We start from the raw sequence: 19,732 nt of genomic DNA, 5'->3' as shown, positions 1-19,732 counted from the left end.
TCACCTATCCAATCATAAAAGTTAATTCAGCTTCAGCAACTTTTTTGCCATCCACTTTTGCAATTCCTTTACCAATACCAGCAGAAGATTTGATTTTCGTAATTTCTACTTCAAGATACAGTGTATCCCCTGGAGTGACTTTTCGACGGAATTTTGCTTTGTCTAAACCACCAAAATAAGCAGTCTTTCCTTTAAATTGTTCCAAGGATAATAACGCAACTGCTCCTGCTTGTGCCATCGCTTCAACGATCAAAACACCTGGCATCACAGGTTCTTCTGGAAAGTGACCTTGGAAAAATGGTTCGTTGATCGTCACATTTTTCTTTGCAATGATTCGTTCGCCTTCCACCATTTCTTCGACACGATCAATCAGCAATAGCGGATAACGATGTGGTATGATTTCTTTAATTTCTTGAATGTTCATATTGCTCCTCTTTCCTCTTTTGCTTAATTTGGTTGAATTCTAAATAGTGGTTGATCGTATTCAACAACCGCTTCATTTTCAACAAGAATCTCAACGATTTTCCCATCGACTTCGCTTGTGATTTCATTCATCAATTTCATTGCTTCAATGATACAAATCACTTCACCTTTTTTGACACTATCTCCCACTGACTTAAATTGTGGTTTATCAGGGGCAGGTTGTAAGTAGACGATTCCAACAATCGGTGATTTTACCTCGACACCTTCGAAACTTTCTTGTGATGCTTCGACAGATGCTTGAGGTGCTTCACTAACTGGCGTTTGTTGGATTGGTGTTTGAGGTACTACCGTATCTCTAGGCGCTTCTGTAGCTACTGGCATTGGAGCCATTGTTCCCATTCCACGACTAGATTCATTTTTATTCATATATAATTCAAATTGACCTTCTCTTAAATCAAATTCAGTTAAAGTAGATTGATCGAATTGACTGACTAATTCCTTGATCTCATTGATATTCAAGATTATTCCTCCCAGCGTTTCATACACAAGACCGCATTGTGACCACCAAAGCCTAACGAATTGCTCATTGCATAAGTCAATTGCGCTGGTTTGCTTTCATTGATGACAACGTTCAAGTCAATTTCCGGATCTTGTTTTTGGACATTGATGTTTGGTGGAATAAATTGATGTTCCAGCGCCATTAAAGTAGCTAACGCTTCAATCCCTCCAGCTGCACCTAATAAGTGTCCAGTCATGGATTTCGTACTGCTGACATATGTTTCTTTGAATGAATCACCTAATGCCAGTTGGATCGCTTTTGCTTCTGCTTGATCATTAGCGGGTGTACTTGTCCCATGGGCATTGATATAGCCAACATCTTCTGGCTTAATACCCGCTTCATCCATGGCTAATTTCATTGCTTTGGCAGCGCCTGAACCATCTGGTGTAGGAGCAGTCATATGGAACGCATCACAATTAGCGCCGTAACCAACGATTTCTCCATAGATTTTTGCACCACGAGCTTGAGCATGTTCTAAAGATTCGATCACTAAGATACCCGCTCCTTCGCCCATCACAAAACCGTTACGTTCTTCATCAAAAGGAATCGAACCACGAGTAGGGTCTTCAGCATTCGATAGAGCTGTTAGTGCAGCAAAGCCAGCAATTCCCATTTCACAAATTGTTGCTTCTGCCCCACCAGCTAGAATGACATCTGAATAACCATGTTTGATATTGCGGTAAGCTTCACCAATAGCATTCGTTCCACTCGCACAAGCAGTAACGATTGCTGTACAAATCCCTTTAGCACCTACACGTAGTGCAATGTTGCCGGCAGCCATATTTGCAATAGCCATTGGAACAAACATTGGTGAGACACGTTGCGCGCCTTTTTCGTGTAACCGGATCACTTGGTTTTCGATCGTTGGCAATCCGCCGATACCGGAACCAACAATGACACCAAAACGATCTTGATCGATTTTCTCTTTATCTAGACCGCTCATCCCTAATGCTTCTAGTGCTGCATAGATCCCATAAATCGAGAACATGTCCATCCGTTTGCTGTCTTTTTTTACAAAATATTTATCGTATGGAAAATCTTTGACTTCACCTGCTAGTGTGATTCCAGTTTCTGTGGCGTCAAATTTAGTAATAGGAGCAATCCCATTCGTTCCTTTTTGCAAACTATCTAAAAAGCTTTCAGCATCATTACCGATTGGTGAAGTGACACCATAGCCTGTAATTACTACTCGATTCATTATTGTTTTCCTCCTTTTTATCCGTGCATCACGAGACCGCCATCAACATTGATGACCTGTCCTGTGATATAAGGACTCTCTGCTAAGAAAATCGCAGCATTCGCAACATCTTCCACGCTGCCAAAACGTTGCATTGGAATTTGTTTTACTACTTGCTCTTTGACTTTATCAGATAACACTTCGGTCATATCCGTAGCGATAAAACCAGGAGCAATGGCATTACATGTAACACCGCGTGCAGCTGCCTCACGAGCAACAGATTTTGTAAAACCAACGACACCAGCTTTGCTTGCTGCGTAATTTGCTTGTCCGACGTTACCAATCAAGCCTGAAACACTTGACAAGTTGATAATTGCACCTTCACGTTTTTTCATCATTTTCTTTAAAACGTGTTGTGTCATATTGAATGTTCCTGTTAGGTTGATATCTAAACAAGCTTTAAAATCTTCTGCTGACATGCGCATCAATAATTTATCGTTCGTAATCCCTGCATTATTGATTAGAATATCGATTGATCCTAATTGTTTTTCTGCTTCTTCTACCATCAAACCAGCTTTTTCATAATCTGAGATATCGCCAGAAACACCGATGCAGTTCACACCTTGAGCTTTGATCTCATTGATTTTTTCTTCTGGAATTGCTTTTCGTCCATTTAAAACGATGTTTGCGCCTGCTTTTGCAAAAGCTAGCGCCACAGCAGCACCAATTCCTCTTGTGCTACCTGTAATAAATACGTTTTTTCCTGTTAGCTCCATAACATGCCTCCGATACTTGTCATTGTTTCTTCTAAAGTTTGTTGATTTTCTACTCTTAAAACCGGAATCGTTTTATCGATTTTCTTCATAAAGCCACTTAATACTTTACCTGGTCCAACTTCGATCACGCGTTCCACACCAAGTTCTTTTAATTGATGGATGCTTTCATAAAAATGTACCGGCTTCATCACTTGTTGTTCAAGCAGAGTCGGTATCCGATCTTTGTTCATGATTTCAGTTGTCGTATTACTGATGACAGGGATTGCTGGCTCATTAAAAGTGATCGTTTTTAGCTCAACGGCTAATTTTTTTGCTGCTGGCGCTAAGATTGCTGTATGAAACGGACCACTCACATTAAGTGGAATCATTCGTTTGATGCCTTTTTCTTGCATGATTCTTACTGCTTCATCCACTGCTTGTTCTTCACCGCCAATTACGATTTGTTGGGGTGTATTATAATTTGCAGGCGAAACAATTCCTAATCGTTGAGCTTCCAAACAGCTTTCTTCAATCACTTCTACAGGTGCATTCATAACAGCTACCATTTTCCCACTACCAAGTGGTGCAGCTTCAGTCATATAAGCCCCTCGTTTTGCCACTAAAGCGACTGCTTCACTAAATGACAAAGCTCCACTAGCTACTAAAGCGGAATATTCGCCTAAACTTAATCCTAGAGCAGCTTGAGGTGTAATCCCTCTTTCTTTCAACAAACGATAAAAAGCAATGCTGACCGTTAAGATTGCTGGTTGCGTATAAGCGGTTTGATTGAGTCGTTCATTTTCTGAAAAACACAATTCCGCCATATCATAGCCTAGAATATCACTTGCTTCATTAAACGTTTCTTTGACGATAGTTTCTTGATAGAGATCCTGTCCCATGCCTGGATACTGAGCGCCTTGTCCGCTAAATAAAAATGCTGTCTTCATGTATTTTCTCCAATATTTTTAGGATATATGCTCATGTCTTGATTTATTAAAAAGGACCAAGACACTCCTATTTAAGGAAAATGTCCCAGCCCCCAACCTAATCTTAATGATTATGCAGTTTGTTTTTCAACATAAGTTACTAAATCTTGAACTGTTTTGATGCCGTCTTCTGTTTCGATTTTCACGTCAAATTCGTCTTCGATTTCATTAATGATTTGGAATAAATCCAAGCTATCAGCTTCTAAGTCTTCTTGGATGTTTGTTGTTAATTTGATTTCTTCTGTTTCTTTTCCTAACTCTTCTGCAATAATTTCTTGAATTTTTTCGAATACCATACTATATATTCCTCCGATATTGTTTACAATTTTATGTTTTATCAGCTTACAGTTCCATGAGGATACTTCCCCATGTTAAACCTCCACCGTAACCTGTAAATACTACTTTTTGTTTTTTTCCTAAAGTGATTTGCCCACTAGCTACCGCTTCATCTAATAGGATTGGAATACTTGCAGCAGAGGTATTTCCGTATTTATCCATATTGGTTAAGAATTTTTCTTGCGGTATTTTTACCTTGCGTGCAATTTTCTCAATGATTCTAAGATTTGCTTGATGTAAAAGCAGATAATCAACTGACACATTTTGAGTGATGTCTTTAATGTTTTTTGCAACGTCTCTTACAGCAAAATCAAAGATATCTCTTCCTATCATTGATAAATAAAAAGAGCCTTTTGCATCCTTTACATACACCGGTGATCCGTTCGAATGATAGCCAGCTGTGAGTGACGATCCTCGAGTGCCATCTGCTTCCAGATGTTCTGCAATTATTTTCTGCTCTGTACCAGCTTCAAGTAACACACCACCAGCACCATCACCAAACAGGACAGCCGTTGAACGATCAGACCAATCGATTAATTTGGATAATGTCTCGCCACCAATCACTAATCCTTTATTTGAACCGCACCGAATCATTTTCTCTGCCATGCTTAAAGCATAAACAAAGCCTGAACATGCTGCACTAAGATCAAATGCAATTGCATTTGTTGCACCAAGTTTACCTTGAACCTGGACAGCCACAGAGGGTGTCGTAAAATCAGGAGACATGGTTGCTACAAGAATGAAGTCAAGTTCTGTCGGATCGATGTTCTTTTTTTTGATGAGCTTTTCTGCTACTAAATAGCAAAGATCAGAAGTTTCTTGATCTGTGACGCAACGCCTTTGTTTGATACCTGTTCGCGATGAAATCCATTCATCTGAAGTGTCCATCATTTTGGAAAGATCATCATTGGTAATGATTTTTTCGGGAAGGACACTAGCTGTTGCTGTGATCGTTCCAAATTGTTCCATTAAAAATCCTCACTTGTAATCTCGCAAAAAATCATGCAAGTTTTTCAATGCAGCCAGTAAAGCTTGCTGTTCGTCGGTAGCCATGCCATCCAAGATATTTTTGACCATTTCACGATGAAAGTGCTGATGGACACGATATAAAAGTTTGCCTTTTTTTGTCAGTCCTAATTTCACCACTCGTCGATCATCTTCACTTCGAATGCGTTCAACATAGTCTTTCTTTACTAACTTATTGATAGCAGTGGTCAAGGTCCCAACAGTAATCGACAGTTCTTTGGCTACTTCTGAAGTCGTTTTTTTCTTGTACATACCGATTGCCTCGATCGTATGCATCTCTGTAATTGACAAATCTTTGAACTGAGATTTTTTTAATTCAGATTCTTCGATTGTCAAAATATCATTGAAGACACTAACAAGATAATCATTTACTGTTTTCAAATCTGGTTCCATGTTCCACCATCCACTAATTAGTTTGATTATCAAATCATTTGATGTTCAAACTATATCTTAACTTTTTTCAAAATGCAACCTAAAAAGCTCATTTTTTTCGATTATGAACTTTTTCTAAGAAAAAATTCATTTTAAAATCCTATTAAATCAACAATCACCCATTTAAACATTAAAAATATTTCTCAAATAAATATTTTGATTATCAAACTATTTTTACTTAAGACTCAGCAAACGAAAAGGTTGTTCCTTTGCCGTAAATTTGATATAGTATTTTTTGATAAAAAAGGAGAAAGAACGTTGAAAGAAAAAGTAAAAAAACTCCCCTTGCTTCCTGGGGTATACTTGATGAAAGATCATACCGGAACTGTGATTTACGTTGGAAAAGCGAAACAATTAAAAAATCGTGTAAGTAGTTATTTTCGTCATAGTAAACAACATTCAAAAAAAGTTCGCCGATTGATTCATCATATCGCTGACTTTGATTTTGTCGTCGTGGATACTGAATTAGATGCACTATTGTTAGAATGTCAATTAATCCAGTACTACCGCCCTTTTTACAACCGTCAAATGAACTATTTTAGTAACTATAATTATTTACATATTACAAATAATGGTTTTTCCCTTTCAGATATGCCACTTGCCCGTACTTACGGTCCCTTTCGACTTTACAAAAAAATGCCGGCTATTTTACGCATCATTGAAGAAACCTATCAGATGCCGTGGCTATCTGAAATCATCCTTTTAGCTTTAAATACACAATTACCGGAAATGAATCAGTTGTCATTTGAACAAAAGAAAAAAGAGATTCAAAACCTGCTGCAAGGGCGCAATAAAAAACTAATCACTTACTTGAAGAAAAGGCAAAATCATTTTATCGAACAATTGAATTTTGAAAAAGCTGCCCAAATCCAACAAGATATTGAGTTATCGACAGCTTTCATTAAAAGAATACAGACGCAGAAACTATTTCTAAGGACACCTAAAATCACTTTCCATTTACCTCTGGCAGCGGACGAAACGAAACAAAAACATTATTTGATTTGTTACGGTCAACTGGCTGAAACGGCCATTACGTCTAATGATGAATCTCCTTATTTTTATTATGAAAATGCAAAAGCTGGTTTGTCCTTGAAGCGACAGTTGCAAAAAGAAGAAATTGACCCCGTCCTTATACTAATGAGTTACCATAAGAAAATTCTCGCCCAAAATGAATTGTAAAATAAAAAGAAACCTTGAACTACCAAACATTGGTCTACAGTTCACGGTTTCTTTTCGTTGTTTTATCCATTTAACCAATTATTCCCCTAATCTCCTCACTAGCCGAAAAAAATCTAAGGAAAAATAGGCGCCACACGCTTTCACCTGTTCATCGGAGCAATCTCTTGCTGATACGAACGCTTGCGGATAGAACACGCCCATCCTGGTCACTTCAAGAAGACTTCTTACGAACGAAGCTTGATCCATTAAGCTATAAAAAAAGCAGCTCTAAAGCACCAAGAGAAGATTTTCTAAAAAATCCACTCTTGGTTGCTCAGAGCTGAACGCTTCTTTCATGATCTTTTATTGGATCAAGTCATAAATTTCCATTGCAACGATATCGATATTGTCAAATTCATATTGTTGATGTGAATCTGTTTCAGTTAATTCAAATGTTTCAGTTGCTTTGTCATAAGTAACTGTACATTTTTCAACGCCCTCTTTTTCAAAACGACGGACTTGCAGTTCATTATCTGCTGATTCGACCATTGCCTCCAGTCGTTTAATGATTGCAACTAATTGTGAATGTGCCATCGGAGGTCCTCCTTTTCTTATTTCTGTTATATTGTAACAAAAGCACAGACGACTTGCATTGATTTTCTCCAAAAAAAGCGAGTTTTTTAAGATTTTTTTTCTGGGTTCTTTCCTTCAGGCCACCAAAGCTTAATCAATGCTTGAGTACCGTCATTTTCAAATCCCTGATCTGCTAATTGTTCATATAATTTTAAAGCTTGCGTTGTCGCTGGTAACTTCAATGCCATTTTATCTGCTTCATCTAACGCAATTTTCAAATCTTTAATAAAATGTTTAACAAAAAATCCTGGCGTATAATCCTCTTTTAAAATACGAGGAGCATAATTACTTAATGACCAGTTTGCAGCACTGCCTCCTGAGACTGTTTCAATGACTTTTTCAAAGTCAAGTCCTGCTTTTGAAGCATAAGCAAGTAACTCGGTCATGCCTGTCATAGTCCCTGCAATCATGATTTGATTTGCCATTTTCGCATGTTGTCCTTTCCCTGCTGTCCCATGTAAAGTAAAAGTAGATCCCATCACTTGAAACAAAGGTAAAACTTTTTCATAGACACTTTTTTCACCACCAACCATGATTGTCAAAGTGGCATTCTTCGCACCCAGATCTCCACCTGAAACTGGTGCATCTAAAGCAGCTGCACCTTTTTCTGTGGCTGTTTTTGCAATTTTTTCTGCAAGCGTTGGGGTACTAGTTGTTAGATCAACCAAAATTCGATCTTGGACATCCGTTGCAAAGATCCCATTTTTGCCATAGTAAATTTCTTCTACATCTTGGGGATAACCAACCATCGAAAAGATGATCTCACTATTTTTAGTGACATCTTTAGGTGTTTCAGCCCAAATGGCTCCCTTTTTGACTAGCTCATCCGTTTTTGCTTTTGTTCGATTATAGACAGTTACTTCATGTCCTGCGTTCATAAGATGCTCAGTGATTGCGCGTCCCATGACTCCTGTCCCGATAAAACCTAATTTCATATTCGTGACCTCCTAAAAATCAAAAAATCTTTGTCTCTATGCTAAGTATACGCCAGAAACAAAGATTTTTTTAGGATAAATACCTAAATTTATCGTTTAAATGAATTTAATTTGATTTTTATTCTTTCGATGGATGCCTCTTCTTCTTTTCGTTGCATTTCTTTTTCATGATAGATAATCATATCTTCATAAAATTCAATCATCGCTTCGCCAAAGTGCGTAGAGGAAATATCATATAATTTTGATTCCAATACTTTTTGGTCACGAGGGACTTCACTTTTTATATAATCAATAAGTGCTGGTGCGAAATCCTCATCGGTTTCAAATGTTTTCCCAAGGGAGGGATGATCAAACAAACGATTAAGATAAGCATTTCCCTCAATTACACAAGGTGTCCCTGAAGCCATTGCTTCCGTATAAGTTAAACCTTGTGTTTCTGAAGTTGAGGCACTAACAAAGTAATCAGCTGCTTTATAATACAATGCCACATCTTCGTTATCGACTTCTCCAGTAAATTGGACAAATTCATCCAATGCTAGTTCGTTGATTAGCTCTTGCAACTCTTCAAGGTAAGGCCCTTTGCCAACGATCACCATTCGTGCATTGGGATATGCTTTTAGAACTTGGGGAAACCCCTGAACCAATGCTTGAATATTTTTTTCATAAGAGATACGACTTAAAGATAAGATCATTAACTCATCATCTTTGATATTCAGCGATCCTCTGATTTCTTTGATAGCTTTTTGCGTGATTCCTTCCCTTTTAAATTTCTCAATATCGATCCCTGTAGGAATCACTCGAAGTGGTGCGACAACACCATAACTTCTTAATGTATCAATTACTCGTTCACTGGGACAGACAACTCCTGTTGTATGGTTAACAAATAAGCGGGAGAGATATCTGACATGAGATTGACGTATCACTTTGCCTTTAGCAATATAGTGTAGATAATCTTCATACATCGTATGATACGTATGGATCAATGGTATTTTCAGCTTTTTAGCAACCATTTTACCTAAAATCCCTGCACCAAATTCTGTATGAGTATGAATCAGTTCTAATTCAAGTTCCTTCGCTACTAAATAAGCGTACCACATACCTCGTACCACTATTCGCCGATCTTTAAAGGAAACGAATGGAACACTCGGCATACGAATGACATCTTTTTCTATTTTATCAGCATTTGGATCGGTTGTCGTAAAAATATAGACTTCATGTCCATGTTTTTCTAGTTCATTTTTTAAGGTTTTGATCGATGTAGCAACTCCGCTTACCTGCGGAAAATAGGTATCGGTAAAAAAGCCAATTTTCATGATTTTTTGCCTCCAAACTACCCTTTATTATTTTGTCTTTCATTTATGGAAGAATCTGCTTCTTCTAACACTTGTGTATACACCAGTTTCAGTTGCTCACCAATTTTCTCAATACTTCGTGCTTGGGCAGTCTGATATCCGGCTGCCACTAGACTAGGAACTTCTTCTTCCACGATCTTTTTGATCAATACGGTAAATTCTTCATTAGAGCGACCCATGTAACAATTTTTTTTATCTTCTAACCAGCCATCATAGACTGGAATGTCTCGTACAAGAACATTCTGCTTACTTGCTAGTGCCTCTAATACTACAATTCCTTCTGTTTCTTCATAAGATGGGAAGAAAAAAAGGTCAGCGCCTGAGTATGCACCCTCAATAATTTCTCCCCGAATATATCCCGGAAAGATCACATTATCTGGGTGTTCTTCTTTCACAATCTGTCGGATATTTTTTGGGATCGAATACATAGGTACATGTCCAAACCAAATAAATGTATATTCTGGGAGTTTTTTTGCAATTTCTACAAAATCAATGATCCCTTTACGAGCAAAAAAAAGGCCAACACAGATAATCACTTTCTGATCTGGTGATAATTTGAAATAGTCGCGAAATTTTTGTTCTTTGATTGGATCTGGTTGATATTTTTTTAGATCAATCCCATTTGATATCGATTGGATCGGTAAATCTATGCCGTAACTTTCCAGTAATCGTTTAGAATATGGCGTAGGTGTGATGAGATAATCCGCCTTTTGATATAATCCCACTAAATATTTTTTTACTAATGGCGATAATTGATTAGAGCCAATAAATGAGTTACGAAAATCTTCCTCTGTTGAGTGAGCATGATAGACGATCTTCTTGCCGTCTTTTCTTGCTTTATTGACCATATTGTGACTATTGATACCATATGTATTGATGTGTAAGATATCATAGTCATCTTTACTATCTAGCGTGTAGGGAATCCCCATTTCTTTTAGAGCACGTTTTTGGTGGTCAAGCGCTCGTCCAATACCAGATTTCGCAAGTATTTTTTCACTTTCAAAATATAATAATACCTTCACCTTACGTCCTCCTTCATTTATATAGTATAACATAGCGCTGAACCTGTCACTCAAACTTAAGCCCTATTTTAAAATAACTCTATTTTTCATTCCTTATTTTTACCTATATGTAAAAATCCCATTGTAAAAAGCTGATACAGCTACTATCGCTGTACCAGCTTTTACTCGTATTATTATTTTACGTATTCATTTACAAGTTCAACGACTTCTTCCATCGTGTCACATTCTTTCAAAGCACGATCAGCAAGTTCTGCCATCTTCGTTGTATCTAAACGTTTCATTAAACTACGTGTTTTCAAGATTGATGTTGCACTCATTGAGAATTCATCTAATCCCATACCTACAAGTAGCGGAACTGCGGTTTGATCCCCAGCCATTTCGCCACACATACCAGCCCATTTACCTTCAGCATGCGCTGCATCGATCACGTTTTTAATCAAACGTAGGATTGATGGGTTGTAAGGTTGATACAAGTATGAAACACGTTCGTTCATACGGTCAGCTGCCATAGTGTATTGGATCAAGTCATTCGTTCCTACTGAGAAGAAGTCAACTTCCTTAGCAAACTTGTCAGCTAAGACAGCTGCTGCTGGAATTTCGATCATGATGCCGACTTGGATCGTATCAGATACTTCCACGCCTTCATTCAATAATTTTTGTTTTTCGTCTTCAAAGATTGCTTTTGCAGCACGGAATTCTTTAAGAGTCGCTACCATTGGGAACATGATACGTAAGTTTCCATGAACAGATGCACGTAATAATGCGCGCATTTGCGTACGGAACATTTCGTCACCTTGTTCTGACAAGCTGATTCGTAATGCACGATAGCCTAAGAATGGGTTCATTTCATGAGGCAATTGTAAGTAAGGTAATTCTTTATCGCCACCGATATCCATCGTACGCACGACAACCGGTTTACCTTCCATACCTTCAAGAACTGCTTTATATGCTTCATATTGGTCATCTTCAGTTGGGAAATCAGGAGAATCCATGTACAAGAATTCTGTACGGTAAAGACCAACCGCTTCCCCGCCGTTATTATGAACACCAACTAAATCTTTTGGTGTACCAATATTTGCTGCTAATTCAAAATGTTTGCCATCAGCAGTAACAGTTTCAGCATTTTTTAATTTTTCCCATTCTGCTTTTTGAGCAGCGTATTCAGCACCGATTTTTTCAAATTCAGCTTTTTGTTCAGCTGTAGGATCAACGATTACATCGCCTTCAATCCCGTTAACAGCTAACATGTCGCCTTCTTTGACTTTAGCAGTGATTTCTTTTGTACCTACGATCGCTGGGATTTCTAAAGAACGTGCCATGATCGCTGAGTGTGAAGTACGTCCGCCGATGTCAGTTACAAACGCTTTAACAAAATTGCGATCTAATTGAGCAGTATCACTTGGTGTCAAATCATGAGCAACAACAACTACTTCTTCGTTAATCATTGATGGATTTGGTAATGTCACACCTAGTAAATGCGCTAAAATACGTTTCGCAACGTCGCGGATATCAGCCGCACGTTCTTGCATATAAGCGTTGTCTTCCATAGCTTCGAACATACTGATATACATATCAGTTACTTCTTTTAATGCTGATTCAGCGTTTACGCTGTTATCATTAATGTTTTGTTTAATTTGACCAACCATTTCTGGATCAGACAGAACCATCAAGTGTGCGTCAAATACTTGCGCTTCTGCTTCACCTAAGCTTTGCGCTGCTTTTTCACGAATTTGTTGCAATTCTTCAGTAGATTTTGCTAAAGCATCATCTAAACGAGATGCTTCAGCTGCTGTATCTTCTACTGTTGTCTTACTGAATGTTAAATCCGGTTGAACTAGCAGGTAAGCTTTTGCAACGGCAACGCCGTCACTAGCGGCAATCCCTTTTAGCATTTCAACCATTATTCAGATAATCCTTCTTTCTTCATTGTATCAACGATAGCTGCCATTGCGTCTGCTTCGTCAGCACCTTCAGCTGTGATTGTAACGTCAGAACCTTGACCCACACCTAAAGACATAACGCCCATGATAGATTTCAAGTTTACTGATTTACCTTTATACTCTAAGTTTACATCAGAGTTAAATTTGCTTGCTGTTTGTACTAATAATGTAGCTGGACGTGCGTGGATTCCAGTTTCTGCTACTACGTGAAATTCTTTCTTTTCCATATTAATCGGTCTCCTTTAAGTGAGTGTTGTTTTTATGTGAGGGTTTTCTTTTTTAGCAGTTTACTAAGAACACTAATAAGTAGTACCCTTTCATTTGTAAAGATTACCATTTTTTCCCGATAGATACAACAGTTTTCATTTAAATTCAACTAAAAGTGTGGAAAATAATTAGCACTACTTTTAAAAATATGAATACATAGGATAACAACCGTATTCATTCTACCTCACTTCTTTTTTTAGTTGCTTTGATTTTCTTTACTGATCCCTCAGTAAAGAAGCAAACAAAACTAGACTCTGCCAAGCGAAATATCTCCTTCTATTTATCATTTTATCGAAGAACGACTTATTCATTTCTTCATTTATTTTGAAAAACTAAATACTTGCACGCGTCCTAAAATTTAGTATAATTATAGCCAAAGGTCAATAATGGTCAATAACATTTTTTGCCTTTTCAACTTTTGAGTAAATGAGGGTTATTCTTTTACCTTCGTAGTCACGCGTTGTAAAATAGAATGGAAACATGTGAATCATGTGAAAGGACGTGAATCATTTATGCTTTGTCAAAATTGTGGGAAAAATGAAGCAACGATCCACTTATATGCAACAGTAAACGGACAGAGAACGCAACTTGATTACTGCCAAAGTTGCTATCAAAAAATTAAAAATCAACAAAATGGAGGTCTGACTAGTATGGCTCAAAATGATCCTTTTGGTTTTGGCAGCTTGGACGACTTATTCCGCTCCATGTCCCGCCAAATGCAACAGCAAGGAAACTATGAACAAACTCCTCCAACCCAATTTGGTGGTAACAACAACTTTAACGGCGGTCAACCACCGCAACAAGGAAATTCCGAAGGTCTTTTAGGAGAATACGGAATCAACATCACCGAACAAGCTCGTCAAGGTGACATTGATCCTGTGATCGGCCGTGATGATGAAATCAAACGTGTGATCGAGATTTTAAACCGTCGAACAAAAAACAATCCGGTATTAATCGGTGAGCCTGGTGTTGGTAAAACTGCCGTAGTTGAAGGACTTGCACAAAAAATCGTAGATGGCGATGTGCCGCAAAAATTAATGGATAAAGAAGTGATTCGTTTAGATGTGGTTTCTTTGGTTCAAGGAACTGGTATCCGTGGACAATTTGAAGAACGGATGCAAAAATTGATCGAAGAAATTAAGCAGGCTGAAAATGTCATATTATTCATTGATGAAGTCCATGAAATTGTCGGTGCTGGTTCTGCTGGTGATGGGAACATGGATGCGGGAAATATTTTAAAACCAGCTCTAGCTCGTGGCGAACTACAAATGGTTGGTGCCACTACATTAAATGAATACCGCATCATCGAGAAAGATGCAGCTTTAGAAAGACGGATGCAACCGGTTCGGGTCGTTGAACCTTCTGTTGAGGAAACAATCAGTATCTTAAAAGGATTGCAAAAACGCTACGAAGACTACCATCACGTCAAATATACCGATGAAGCAATCGAAGCTGCAGCTATTCTCTCAAATCGTTATGTTCAAGATCGTTTCTTACCAGATAAAGCGATTGACTTGCTTGATGAAACTGGCTCAAAGAAAAACTTAACGATTCAAATCGTTGATCCTAAAACCATTGATAAAAAACTTGAAGAAGCACAGGAACAAAAAATCCAAGCTTCTAAAGAAGAAGACTTTGAGAAAGCCGCTTATTATCGTGACCAAATCAGTAAATTAGAAAAGATGAAAGAACGTCAATTAACGGATGAAGAAACGCCTGTTATCACAGAAAAAGATATGGAAAAAATTGTGGAAGAACGTACGGGCATCCCCGTTGGCGATCTAAAAGAAAAAGAGCAAACACAATTGAAGAATCTTGCGACTGATCTAAAAGCACATGTGATTGGACAAGACGATGCCGTAGATCGTGTGGCAAAAGCTATTCGTCGTAATCGGGTTGGCTTAAACAAGAAAAACCGCCCTATCGGATCATTTTTATTCGTAGGTCCAACTGGTGTCGGCAAAACTGAATTAGCCAAGCAACTGGCATTTGAATTATTCGGTTCCGAAGATTCAATGATTCGTTTTGATATGTCTGAATACATGGAAAAACACAGTGTATCTAAATTGATTGGTTCTCCTCCTGGCTATGTGGGCTATGAAGAGGCAGGTCAACTTACTGAAAAAGTACGTCGTAATCCTTATAGCTTGATTTTATTGGATGAAGTGGAAAAAGCACATCCTGATGTGTTACACATGTTCCTCCAAATTTTGGATGATGGCCGTTTGACTGACGCACAAGGTCGGACAGTAAGCTTTAAAGATACGATCATCATTATGACAAGTAATGCTGGTACAGGTAAAGTCGAAGCAAATGTCGGTTTTGGAGCAGCTCGTGAAGGGGTTACTCGTTCTGTTTTAAACCAACTAAACAATTACTTCACACCTGAATTCTTGAACCGTTTCGATGGAATCATCGAATTTAGTGCGCTATCAAAAGAAAACTTAATGACCATCGTTACCTTGATGCTAGATGAAGTCAATGAAATGTTAGCAGCACAACAACTGCATATCGAAGTGCCGACAAATGTCAAAGAAAAACTTGTTGACTTAGGCTATGACCCAGCAATGGGCGCACGCCCTCTTCGTCGAACGATCCAAGAACAAATCGAAGATGGAATTGCTGAATTTTATTTAGACCATCCTTCAATCCATGAACTAAAAGCAAAATTGGATAAAGAAGAAAAAATTGTGATCACTTCTAAACCAGAACGTTTAGTCAAAGAAACGACAAACGAGCCAACAAACTAAACATCTGACAAAAACTTCGCTTTGCGACTGATAAAAAATGAAGCACCCATGAAAAAGCGACAGCTTTTCTCACGGGTGCTTCATTGCTCAAAGCGGATTTTTGATTGTTTTTTGACAAAAAGCAAAATACTGTTCTTTTCATTAGAAAAAAATTATAATGAAATTAAGTTGTATCTAAAATCTACATAAAAGAGGTGAGCGCCATGAAATTTGTCAATGTAACGAATAGTCATTCACGTTTGGTTTTAAACCAATTGGAAAATACAGATGCTCATATGGTGAAGGTTTACACTGCAGGCAATACAATGATTGTTTACACTGAAGCACCGGAACATAACGAGATTTTACTGATTAATGAAAAACGAAAAATACAACCCAAAGAAATTGAAGAAGTCAAAACGTACTTCCTCAATAAAATCCATGACGCCCTATATCAAGAAAACGAAATCCAAGTAATTGAATTAGATGACTTAGTTGAAATCTCGATTCCGAAACATCATCCCCACACTGAGGTTGCAATGTGATGATTACAAATAAACAAAAAAAAAGAAACCTTTTTTAGAAGGATTGAAGGATAATGTTTGATTTTATCCTTGATCCAGCTCATTTATAGAGCTGGATCTTCTAAGATTGATTGGTTTCTTTTTTTGGTGTTTTTCCTAGCCGAACGATTGCTCTTACTTCGTTAACGATCGATTCATTATGCTCCCAACCTTCAACATCTAACAACCTGCATAAACGCTGCATTTCTAACTTTTTTCTTGCTTTACGTTGTTTTCGTTGCTCCAGTGTTTCCATCCAACTCCCCCTTTTTTCTTTTTATATGTACACATCTTTATTTTAATTCATTTTATTTCAAAGAATTTACCAATTTTTTCTTTAAAATAAAAAAAACTTTCCACCAAAATTGTTGGAAAGTTTTTTTTGCTTTTTTGGTAACCTGTAATCAATGAAATGAGGCTGCGATAGCCTCTAAGATTCGTTGACTTGCGTAACCATCTCCATAAGGATTTTTTGCTTGTGCCATCTTTTCATAAGCCTTTACATCAGTTAACAATTGTTTTGTCTCGTCATAAACTGTCTCTTCGTCTGTACCAACGAGTTTTAAAGTTCCGGCTTTTACACCTTCCGGTCGTTCAGTGGTATCACGTAAGACAAGAACCGGAACACCTAAAGAAGGTGCCTCTTCTTGAACTCCGCCTGAATCAGTTAATATAAGATAACTTTTGGCTGCACAATTGTGAAAATCAATGACATCTAATGGTTCGATCAGCTGAACATTCTCATATTGTCCTAAAATAGTATCAGCTAATTCTCGTACTTTAGGATTTTTATGCATCGGAAAAATAATGGATACATCAGAAAATTCTTCAGCAATCCTTCCTAATGCTTGAAAAACGTTCGCCATTGGCTCGCCTAGGTTCTCACGTCGATGCATTGTTACTAATAATTGTTTAGTGGAGCTGCTCGAAAGATGATCGCTTTTTTGATCCGCCACGATCGTATACCTCATCGCATCGATCGCCGTATTGCCAGTAACGAAGATGTTTGCTTCATCGTGGTGCTCTCTTCTAAGATTATCAGCACTTTCATTGGTTGGCGCAAAGTAGAGATCCGCTAAAACATCTGTGGCTTGCCGATTGATTTCTTCAGGAAACGGTGACCATTTGTTCCAAGTTCGTAATCCTGCTTCGACATGTCCGACTTTAATTTGTTGATAAAATGCTGCGGTCGCTGCAGCAAATGTTGTGGTCGTATCTCCATGAACTAAGACGATATCAGGCTGTTCTGCTTGTAAGATTGGTTCTAATGATAAAAGAACTTTCGTTGTAATAGCGGTGAGTGTTTGATTGACACTCATCACATCTAGATCGTGATCAGGAGTAATTTCAAACACTTCTAACACTTGGTCTAACATTTCACGGTGCTGGCCTGTAACCGTCACGATTGATTCAAAGCGCTCATCTTTTTCCAGCGCTTTGATCAAAGGTGCCATTTTTATTGCTTCTGGACGTGTTCCAAAGATCGACATTACTTTAATCATCATTAAATTCCTCCGGATTATTTAGTTATTCTCTCCCGGCTATTTTCATAGTACTCCCAAAGCACCACCATGTGATGAGCGCTTTACATTAAACTTTTTAATTTGACATTTGGGTACTTGTCAGCAAACCAACGTTCAGCAAATTGGTTTTCGAACAAGAATAATGGCTGATCAAAACGGTCACGTGCCAAGATATTACGACTAGAACTCATCTTCTCATCTAAATCTTCGGGCTCGATCCAACGGGCAATTTTATGACCCATAGGAGACATAATCACTTCTGCATTGTATTCATTTAGCATCCGGTATTGGAATACTTCAAATTGAAGTTGTCCAACTGCGCCAATGATGTATTCTTCCGTCAAATAAGTTTTATAGAGTTGGATCGCACCTTCTTGGACTAACTGATAGATACCTTTATGGAATGATTTTTGTTTCATCACATTTTTAGCAGTGACTTTCATAAATAATTCCGGAGTAAAGGATGGTAACTCTTCATACGCCACCTTCAATTTCCCTTCATAAAGAGTATCGCCAATTTGATAATTTCCTGTATCATAGACCCCGATAATATCCCCTGCTACAGCATTCTCGACATTCTCTCTTGAGTCAGCCATAAACTGCGTCACATTACTTAATTTCAATTTTTTACCTGTTCGTTCTAATTGAACATCCATTCCACGTTCAAAAGTTCCAGAACAGATTCGCACAAAAGCAATCCGATCTCGGTGAGCTGGATTCATATTGGCTTGGATCTTAAAGACAAAACCTGAAAATTCTTCTTCATAAGGACTAACTTCTTGTCCTGATTGTGTTTGATGTCCGTAAGGTGAAGGGGCTAATTCCACGAAGGTTTCTAAAAATGTTTGCACACCAAAATTTGTTAACGCTGAACCAAAGAAGACCGGTGTCTGATCTCCCCAAGCAATTTTTTCTTCATTAAAAGAATCTCCTGCTTCTTTCAACAATTCTACTTCTTCAAGAACTTGTTCATACAATGAATTTTCCGTCAAAGGATGGCCTTCTGGCAGCAATCCTTCTTCATCCAAGGCAACAAGGCGCTCATCATTATAGTTTTCTGGACGATAAAACTCAATACGATTATGGTGGATATCATAGAGTCCTTCTAAGCCTTTCCCCATACCAATCGGCCAATTCATTGGATAAGACTCGATATCGAGCAACTCTTCCAATTCTTCTAAAAGTTCTAATGGTTCGCGACCATCTCGATCTAATTTATTGATAAAGGTAAAAATAGGGATTCCTCTTTTTTTAACGACTTGGAATAATTTTTTTGTTTGAGCTTCAATCCCTTTGGCACTATCGATGACCATAACCGCACTATCGACAGCCATCAATGTCCGATACGTATCTTCAGAAAAATCTTCATGCCCTGGGGTATCTAAGATATTGACTCTTTTACCATGATAATCAAACTGCATCACAGAACTGGTAACTGAGATTCCACGTTGCTTCTCAATTTCCATCCAGTCAGATTTTGCAAAGTTACCAGTCTTTTTCCCTTTGACAGTTCCTGCCTGACGTATTGCGCCACCAAATAAAAGCAATTGTTCAGTAATCGTTGTTTTACCAGCATCCGGATGGGAAATAATCGCAAACGTGCGTCGGTTATCTACTTGTTGTTTTAAGTTAGGGTTATTCATGTTTTACTCCATTTCTGTTACATCATTATCATCTTATTCGTCATCCTGTTCGAGGAATGATCGAACTAGCTATCTCAACTTACCAAGTATATCATGGAAACTATCAAAAAATAAACACTTGTTATGAGTCTTCTCTCTTTCTCTGTTGAATATCATATAAACGACTTTTTCAATAAGAGAAAATAAAGCTTTTCCTGCTACTATAACAACTGAAAACAGATTAAACGAAAAAAGTTGAACTTGGAACAGGCTTTTGTTCCAAGTTCAACTGTC

At 37.9% G+C, this 19,732-nt stretch carries 20 protein-coding genes; 3 read left to right on the top strand and 17 right to left on the bottom strand.

Features of this window, described 5'->3' with window-relative positions:
* Positions 1–4: 4 nt before the first annotated feature.
* The 8 genes from fabZ to fabT all read right to left on the bottom strand — a co-directional run bounded on the left by fabZ (position 5) and on the right by fabT (position 5,655).
* A complete protein-coding gene (fabZ, locus tag IGK81_RS04080; RefSeq protein ID WP_010719672.1) occupies positions 5–424 on the bottom strand; it encodes a 3-hydroxyacyl-ACP dehydratase FabZ in 420 nt (139 codons plus the stop codon).
* 23 nt (positions 425–447) lie between these two features.
* Positions 448–942, bottom strand: coding sequence for an acetyl-CoA carboxylase biotin carboxyl carrier protein (gene accB, locus IGK81_RS04075; protein WP_010738136.1), 495 nt, complete (start codon positions 940–942; stop codon positions 448–450).
* Positions 943–944: 2 nt separating this feature from the next.
* Complete coding sequence (gene fabF / locus IGK81_RS04070) at positions 945–2,180, bottom strand: beta-ketoacyl-ACP synthase II (protein ID WP_010719674.1); 1,236 nt, start codon at positions 2,178–2,180, stop codon at positions 945–947.
* Positions 2,181–2,197: 17 nt separating this feature from the next.
* On the bottom strand, positions 2,198–2,935 hold the full coding sequence (gene fabG / locus IGK81_RS04065) for a 3-oxoacyl-[acyl-carrier-protein] reductase (protein WP_010719675.1): 738 nt from the start codon (positions 2,933–2,935) through the stop codon (positions 2,198–2,200).
* A complete protein-coding gene (fabD, locus tag IGK81_RS04060; RefSeq protein WP_010719676.1) occupies positions 2,926–3,861 on the bottom strand; it encodes an ACP S-malonyltransferase in 936 nt (311 codons plus the stop codon). Before fabD ends, fabG begins: the two co-directional genes overlap by 10 nt.
* Positions 3,862–3,971: 110 nt before the next feature.
* On the bottom strand, positions 3,972–4,196 hold the full coding sequence (locus IGK81_RS04055; protein ID WP_005876288.1) for an acyl carrier protein: 225 nt from the start codon (positions 4,194–4,196) through the stop codon (positions 3,972–3,974).
* 46 nt (positions 4,197–4,242) lie between these two features.
* Positions 4,243–5,205, bottom strand: a complete 963-nt coding sequence (locus IGK81_RS04050) for a beta-ketoacyl-ACP synthase III (RefSeq protein ID WP_010738138.1) — start codon at positions 5,203–5,205, stop codon at positions 4,243–4,245.
* 9 nt (positions 5,206–5,214) lie between these two features.
* On the bottom strand, positions 5,215–5,655 hold the full coding sequence (fabT, locus tag IGK81_RS04045) for a fatty acid biosynthesis transcriptional regulator FabT (RefSeq protein ID WP_010719678.1): 441 nt from the start codon (positions 5,653–5,655) through the stop codon (positions 5,215–5,217).
* A 345-nt stretch (positions 5,656–6,000) separates the two neighbouring features.
* Between fabT and IGK81_RS04040 the strand changes: the two genes are divergently transcribed.
* Positions 6,001–6,873 carry a GIY-YIG nuclease family protein gene (locus IGK81_RS04040; protein WP_412003992.1) on the top strand — a complete coding sequence of 291 codons (873 nt, stop codon included), beginning with the start codon at positions 6,001–6,003 and terminating at the stop codon, positions 6,871–6,873.
* Between the two features lie 342 nt (positions 6,874–7,215).
* On the opposite strand, the gene IGK81_RS04035 is transcribed toward IGK81_RS04040, so the two are convergent.
* The 6 genes from IGK81_RS04035 to IGK81_RS04010 all read right to left on the bottom strand — a co-directional run bounded on the left by IGK81_RS04035 (position 7,216) and on the right by IGK81_RS04010 (position 12,961).
* Positions 7,216–7,446, bottom strand: coding sequence for a YkuJ family protein (locus IGK81_RS04035; protein WP_010719680.1), 231 nt, complete (start codon positions 7,444–7,446; stop codon positions 7,216–7,218).
* Positions 7,447–7,532: 86 nt separating this feature from the next.
* Positions 7,533–8,420, bottom strand: a complete 888-nt coding sequence (locus IGK81_RS04030; RefSeq protein ID WP_034700556.1) for an NAD(P)-dependent oxidoreductase — start codon at positions 8,418–8,420, stop codon at positions 7,533–7,535.
* Positions 8,421–8,509: 89 nt separating this feature from the next.
* A complete protein-coding gene (locus IGK81_RS04025) occupies positions 8,510–9,733 on the bottom strand; it encodes a glycosyltransferase family 4 protein (protein ID WP_010719682.1) in 1,224 nt (407 codons plus the stop codon).
* 17 nt (positions 9,734–9,750) lie between these two features.
* Entirely contained in the window at positions 9,751–10,794 is a 1,044-nt protein-coding gene (locus tag IGK81_RS04020) for a glycosyltransferase (protein WP_014834761.1), read from the bottom strand.
* A 173-nt stretch (positions 10,795–10,967) separates the two neighbouring features.
* Positions 10,968–12,695: a phosphoenolpyruvate--protein phosphotransferase gene (gene ptsP / locus IGK81_RS04015; protein WP_010719684.1), complete on the bottom strand. Its 1,728-nt coding sequence runs from the start codon at positions 12,693–12,695 to the stop codon at positions 10,968–10,970.
* A complete protein-coding gene (locus IGK81_RS04010; protein ID WP_010719685.1) occupies positions 12,695–12,961 on the bottom strand; it encodes a phosphocarrier protein HPr in 267 nt (88 codons plus the stop codon). Before IGK81_RS04010 ends, ptsP begins: the two co-directional genes overlap by 1 nt.
* 552 nt (positions 12,962–13,513) lie before the next feature.
* Between IGK81_RS04010 and IGK81_RS04005 the strand changes: the two genes are divergently transcribed.
* Positions 13,514–15,751 carry an ATP-dependent Clp protease ATP-binding subunit gene (locus tag IGK81_RS04005; RefSeq protein ID WP_034700562.1) on the top strand — a complete coding sequence of 746 codons (2,238 nt, stop codon included), beginning with the start codon at positions 13,514–13,516 and terminating at the stop codon, positions 15,749–15,751.
* A 203-nt stretch (positions 15,752–15,954) separates the two neighbouring features.
* Positions 15,955–16,275 carry a DUF1827 family protein gene (locus IGK81_RS04000; protein WP_010719687.1) on the top strand — a complete coding sequence of 107 codons (321 nt, stop codon included), beginning with the start codon at positions 15,955–15,957 and terminating at the stop codon, positions 16,273–16,275.
* Between the two features lie 100 nt (positions 16,276–16,375).
* Here the strand turns inward: IGK81_RS04000 and IGK81_RS03995 are convergent, their stop codons facing one another.
* The 3 genes from IGK81_RS03995 to IGK81_RS03985 all read right to left on the bottom strand — a co-directional run bounded on the left by IGK81_RS03995 (position 16,376) and on the right by IGK81_RS03985 (position 19,459).
* Positions 16,376–16,549, bottom strand: a complete 174-nt coding sequence (locus tag IGK81_RS03995) for a hypothetical protein (protein WP_010719688.1) — start codon at positions 16,547–16,549, stop codon at positions 16,376–16,378.
* A 148-nt stretch (positions 16,550–16,697) separates the two neighbouring features.
* The gene (wecB, locus tag IGK81_RS03990; protein WP_010738142.1) at positions 16,698–17,798 is read right to left on the bottom strand and encodes a non-hydrolyzing UDP-N-acetylglucosamine 2-epimerase; all 1,101 of its coding nucleotides are present in this window, start codon (positions 17,796–17,798) and stop codon (positions 16,698–16,700) included.
* An 80-nt stretch (positions 17,799–17,878) separates the two neighbouring features.
* Positions 17,879–19,459 carry a peptide chain release factor 3 gene (locus IGK81_RS03985; RefSeq protein ID WP_034700558.1) on the bottom strand — a complete coding sequence of 527 codons (1,581 nt, stop codon included), beginning with the start codon at positions 19,457–19,459 and terminating at the stop codon, positions 17,879–17,881.
* Positions 19,460–19,732 lie beyond the last annotated feature (273 nt).

The organism is Enterococcus sp. DIV0703, from assembly GCF_051711065.1.
Lineage (GTDB): Bacteria > Bacillota > Bacilli > Lactobacillales > Enterococcaceae > Enterococcus_B > Enterococcus_B hirae.
This window is presented reverse-complemented; position numbering and strand designations above follow the sequence as displayed.

What these genes read in the sequence shown, in the direction of transcription:
- IGK81_RS04035 (WP_010719680.1), bottom strand. Translation starts at nt 7,446, where the DNA reads ATGGCACATTCACAATTAGTTGCAATCATTAAACGACTGGAGGCAATG.
- IGK81_RS04005 (WP_034700562.1), top strand. Translation starts at nt 13,514, where the DNA reads ATGCTTTGTCAAAATTGTGGGAAAAATGAAGCAACGATCCACTTATAT.
- wecB (WP_010738142.1), bottom strand. Translation starts at nt 17,798, where the DNA reads ATGATGATTAAAGTAATGTCGATCTTTGGAACACGTCCAGAAGCAATA.
- ptsP (WP_010719684.1), bottom strand. Translation starts at nt 12,695, where the DNA reads ATGGTTGAAATGCTAAAAGGGATTGCCGCTAGTGACGGCGTTGCCGTT.
- fabZ (WP_010719672.1), bottom strand. Translation starts at nt 424, where the DNA reads ATGAACATTCAAGAAATTAAAGAAATCATACCACATCGTTATCCGCTA.
- IGK81_RS04040 (WP_412003992.1), top strand. Translation starts at nt 6,001, where the DNA reads ATGAAAGATCATACCGGAACTGTGATTTACGTTGGAAAAGCGAAACAA.
- fabT (WP_010719678.1), bottom strand. Translation starts at nt 5,655, where the DNA reads ATGGAACCAGATTTGAAAACAGTAAATGATTATCTTGTTAGTGTCTTC.
- IGK81_RS04055 (WP_005876288.1), bottom strand. Translation starts at nt 4,196, where the DNA reads ATGGTATTCGAAAAAATTCAAGAAATTATTGCAGAAGAGTTAGGAAAA.
- fabD (WP_010719676.1), bottom strand. Translation starts at nt 3,861, where the DNA reads ATGAAGACAGCATTTTTATTTAGCGGACAAGGCGCTCAGTATCCAGGC.
- IGK81_RS04000 (WP_010719687.1), top strand. Translation starts at nt 15,955, where the DNA reads ATGAAATTTGTCAATGTAACGAATAGTCATTCACGTTTGGTTTTAAAC.
- IGK81_RS04025 (WP_010719682.1), bottom strand. Translation starts at nt 9,733, where the DNA reads ATGAAAATTGGCTTTTTTACCGATACCTATTTTCCGCAGGTAAGCGGA.
- IGK81_RS03995 (WP_010719688.1), bottom strand. Translation starts at nt 16,549, where the DNA reads ATGGAAACACTGGAGCAACGAAAACAACGTAAAGCAAGAAAAAAGTTA.
- IGK81_RS04050 (WP_010738138.1), bottom strand. Translation starts at nt 5,205, where the DNA reads ATGGAACAATTTGGAACGATCACAGCAACAGCTAGTGTCCTTCCCGAA.
- IGK81_RS04010 (WP_010719685.1), bottom strand. Translation starts at nt 12,961, where the DNA reads ATGGAAAAGAAAGAATTTCACGTAGTAGCAGAAACTGGAATCCACGCA.
- fabG (WP_010719675.1), bottom strand. Translation starts at nt 2,935, where the DNA reads ATGGAGCTAACAGGAAAAAACGTATTTATTACAGGTAGCACAAGAGGA.
- fabF (WP_010719674.1), bottom strand. Translation starts at nt 2,180, where the DNA reads ATGAATCGAGTAGTAATTACAGGCTATGGTGTCACTTCACCAATCGGT.
- IGK81_RS04030 (WP_034700556.1), bottom strand. Translation starts at nt 8,420, where the DNA reads ATGAAATTAGGTTTTATCGGGACAGGAGTCATGGGACGCGCAATCACT.
- IGK81_RS03985 (WP_034700558.1), bottom strand. Translation starts at nt 19,459, where the DNA reads ATGAATAACCCTAACTTAAAACAACAAGTAGATAACCGACGCACGTTT.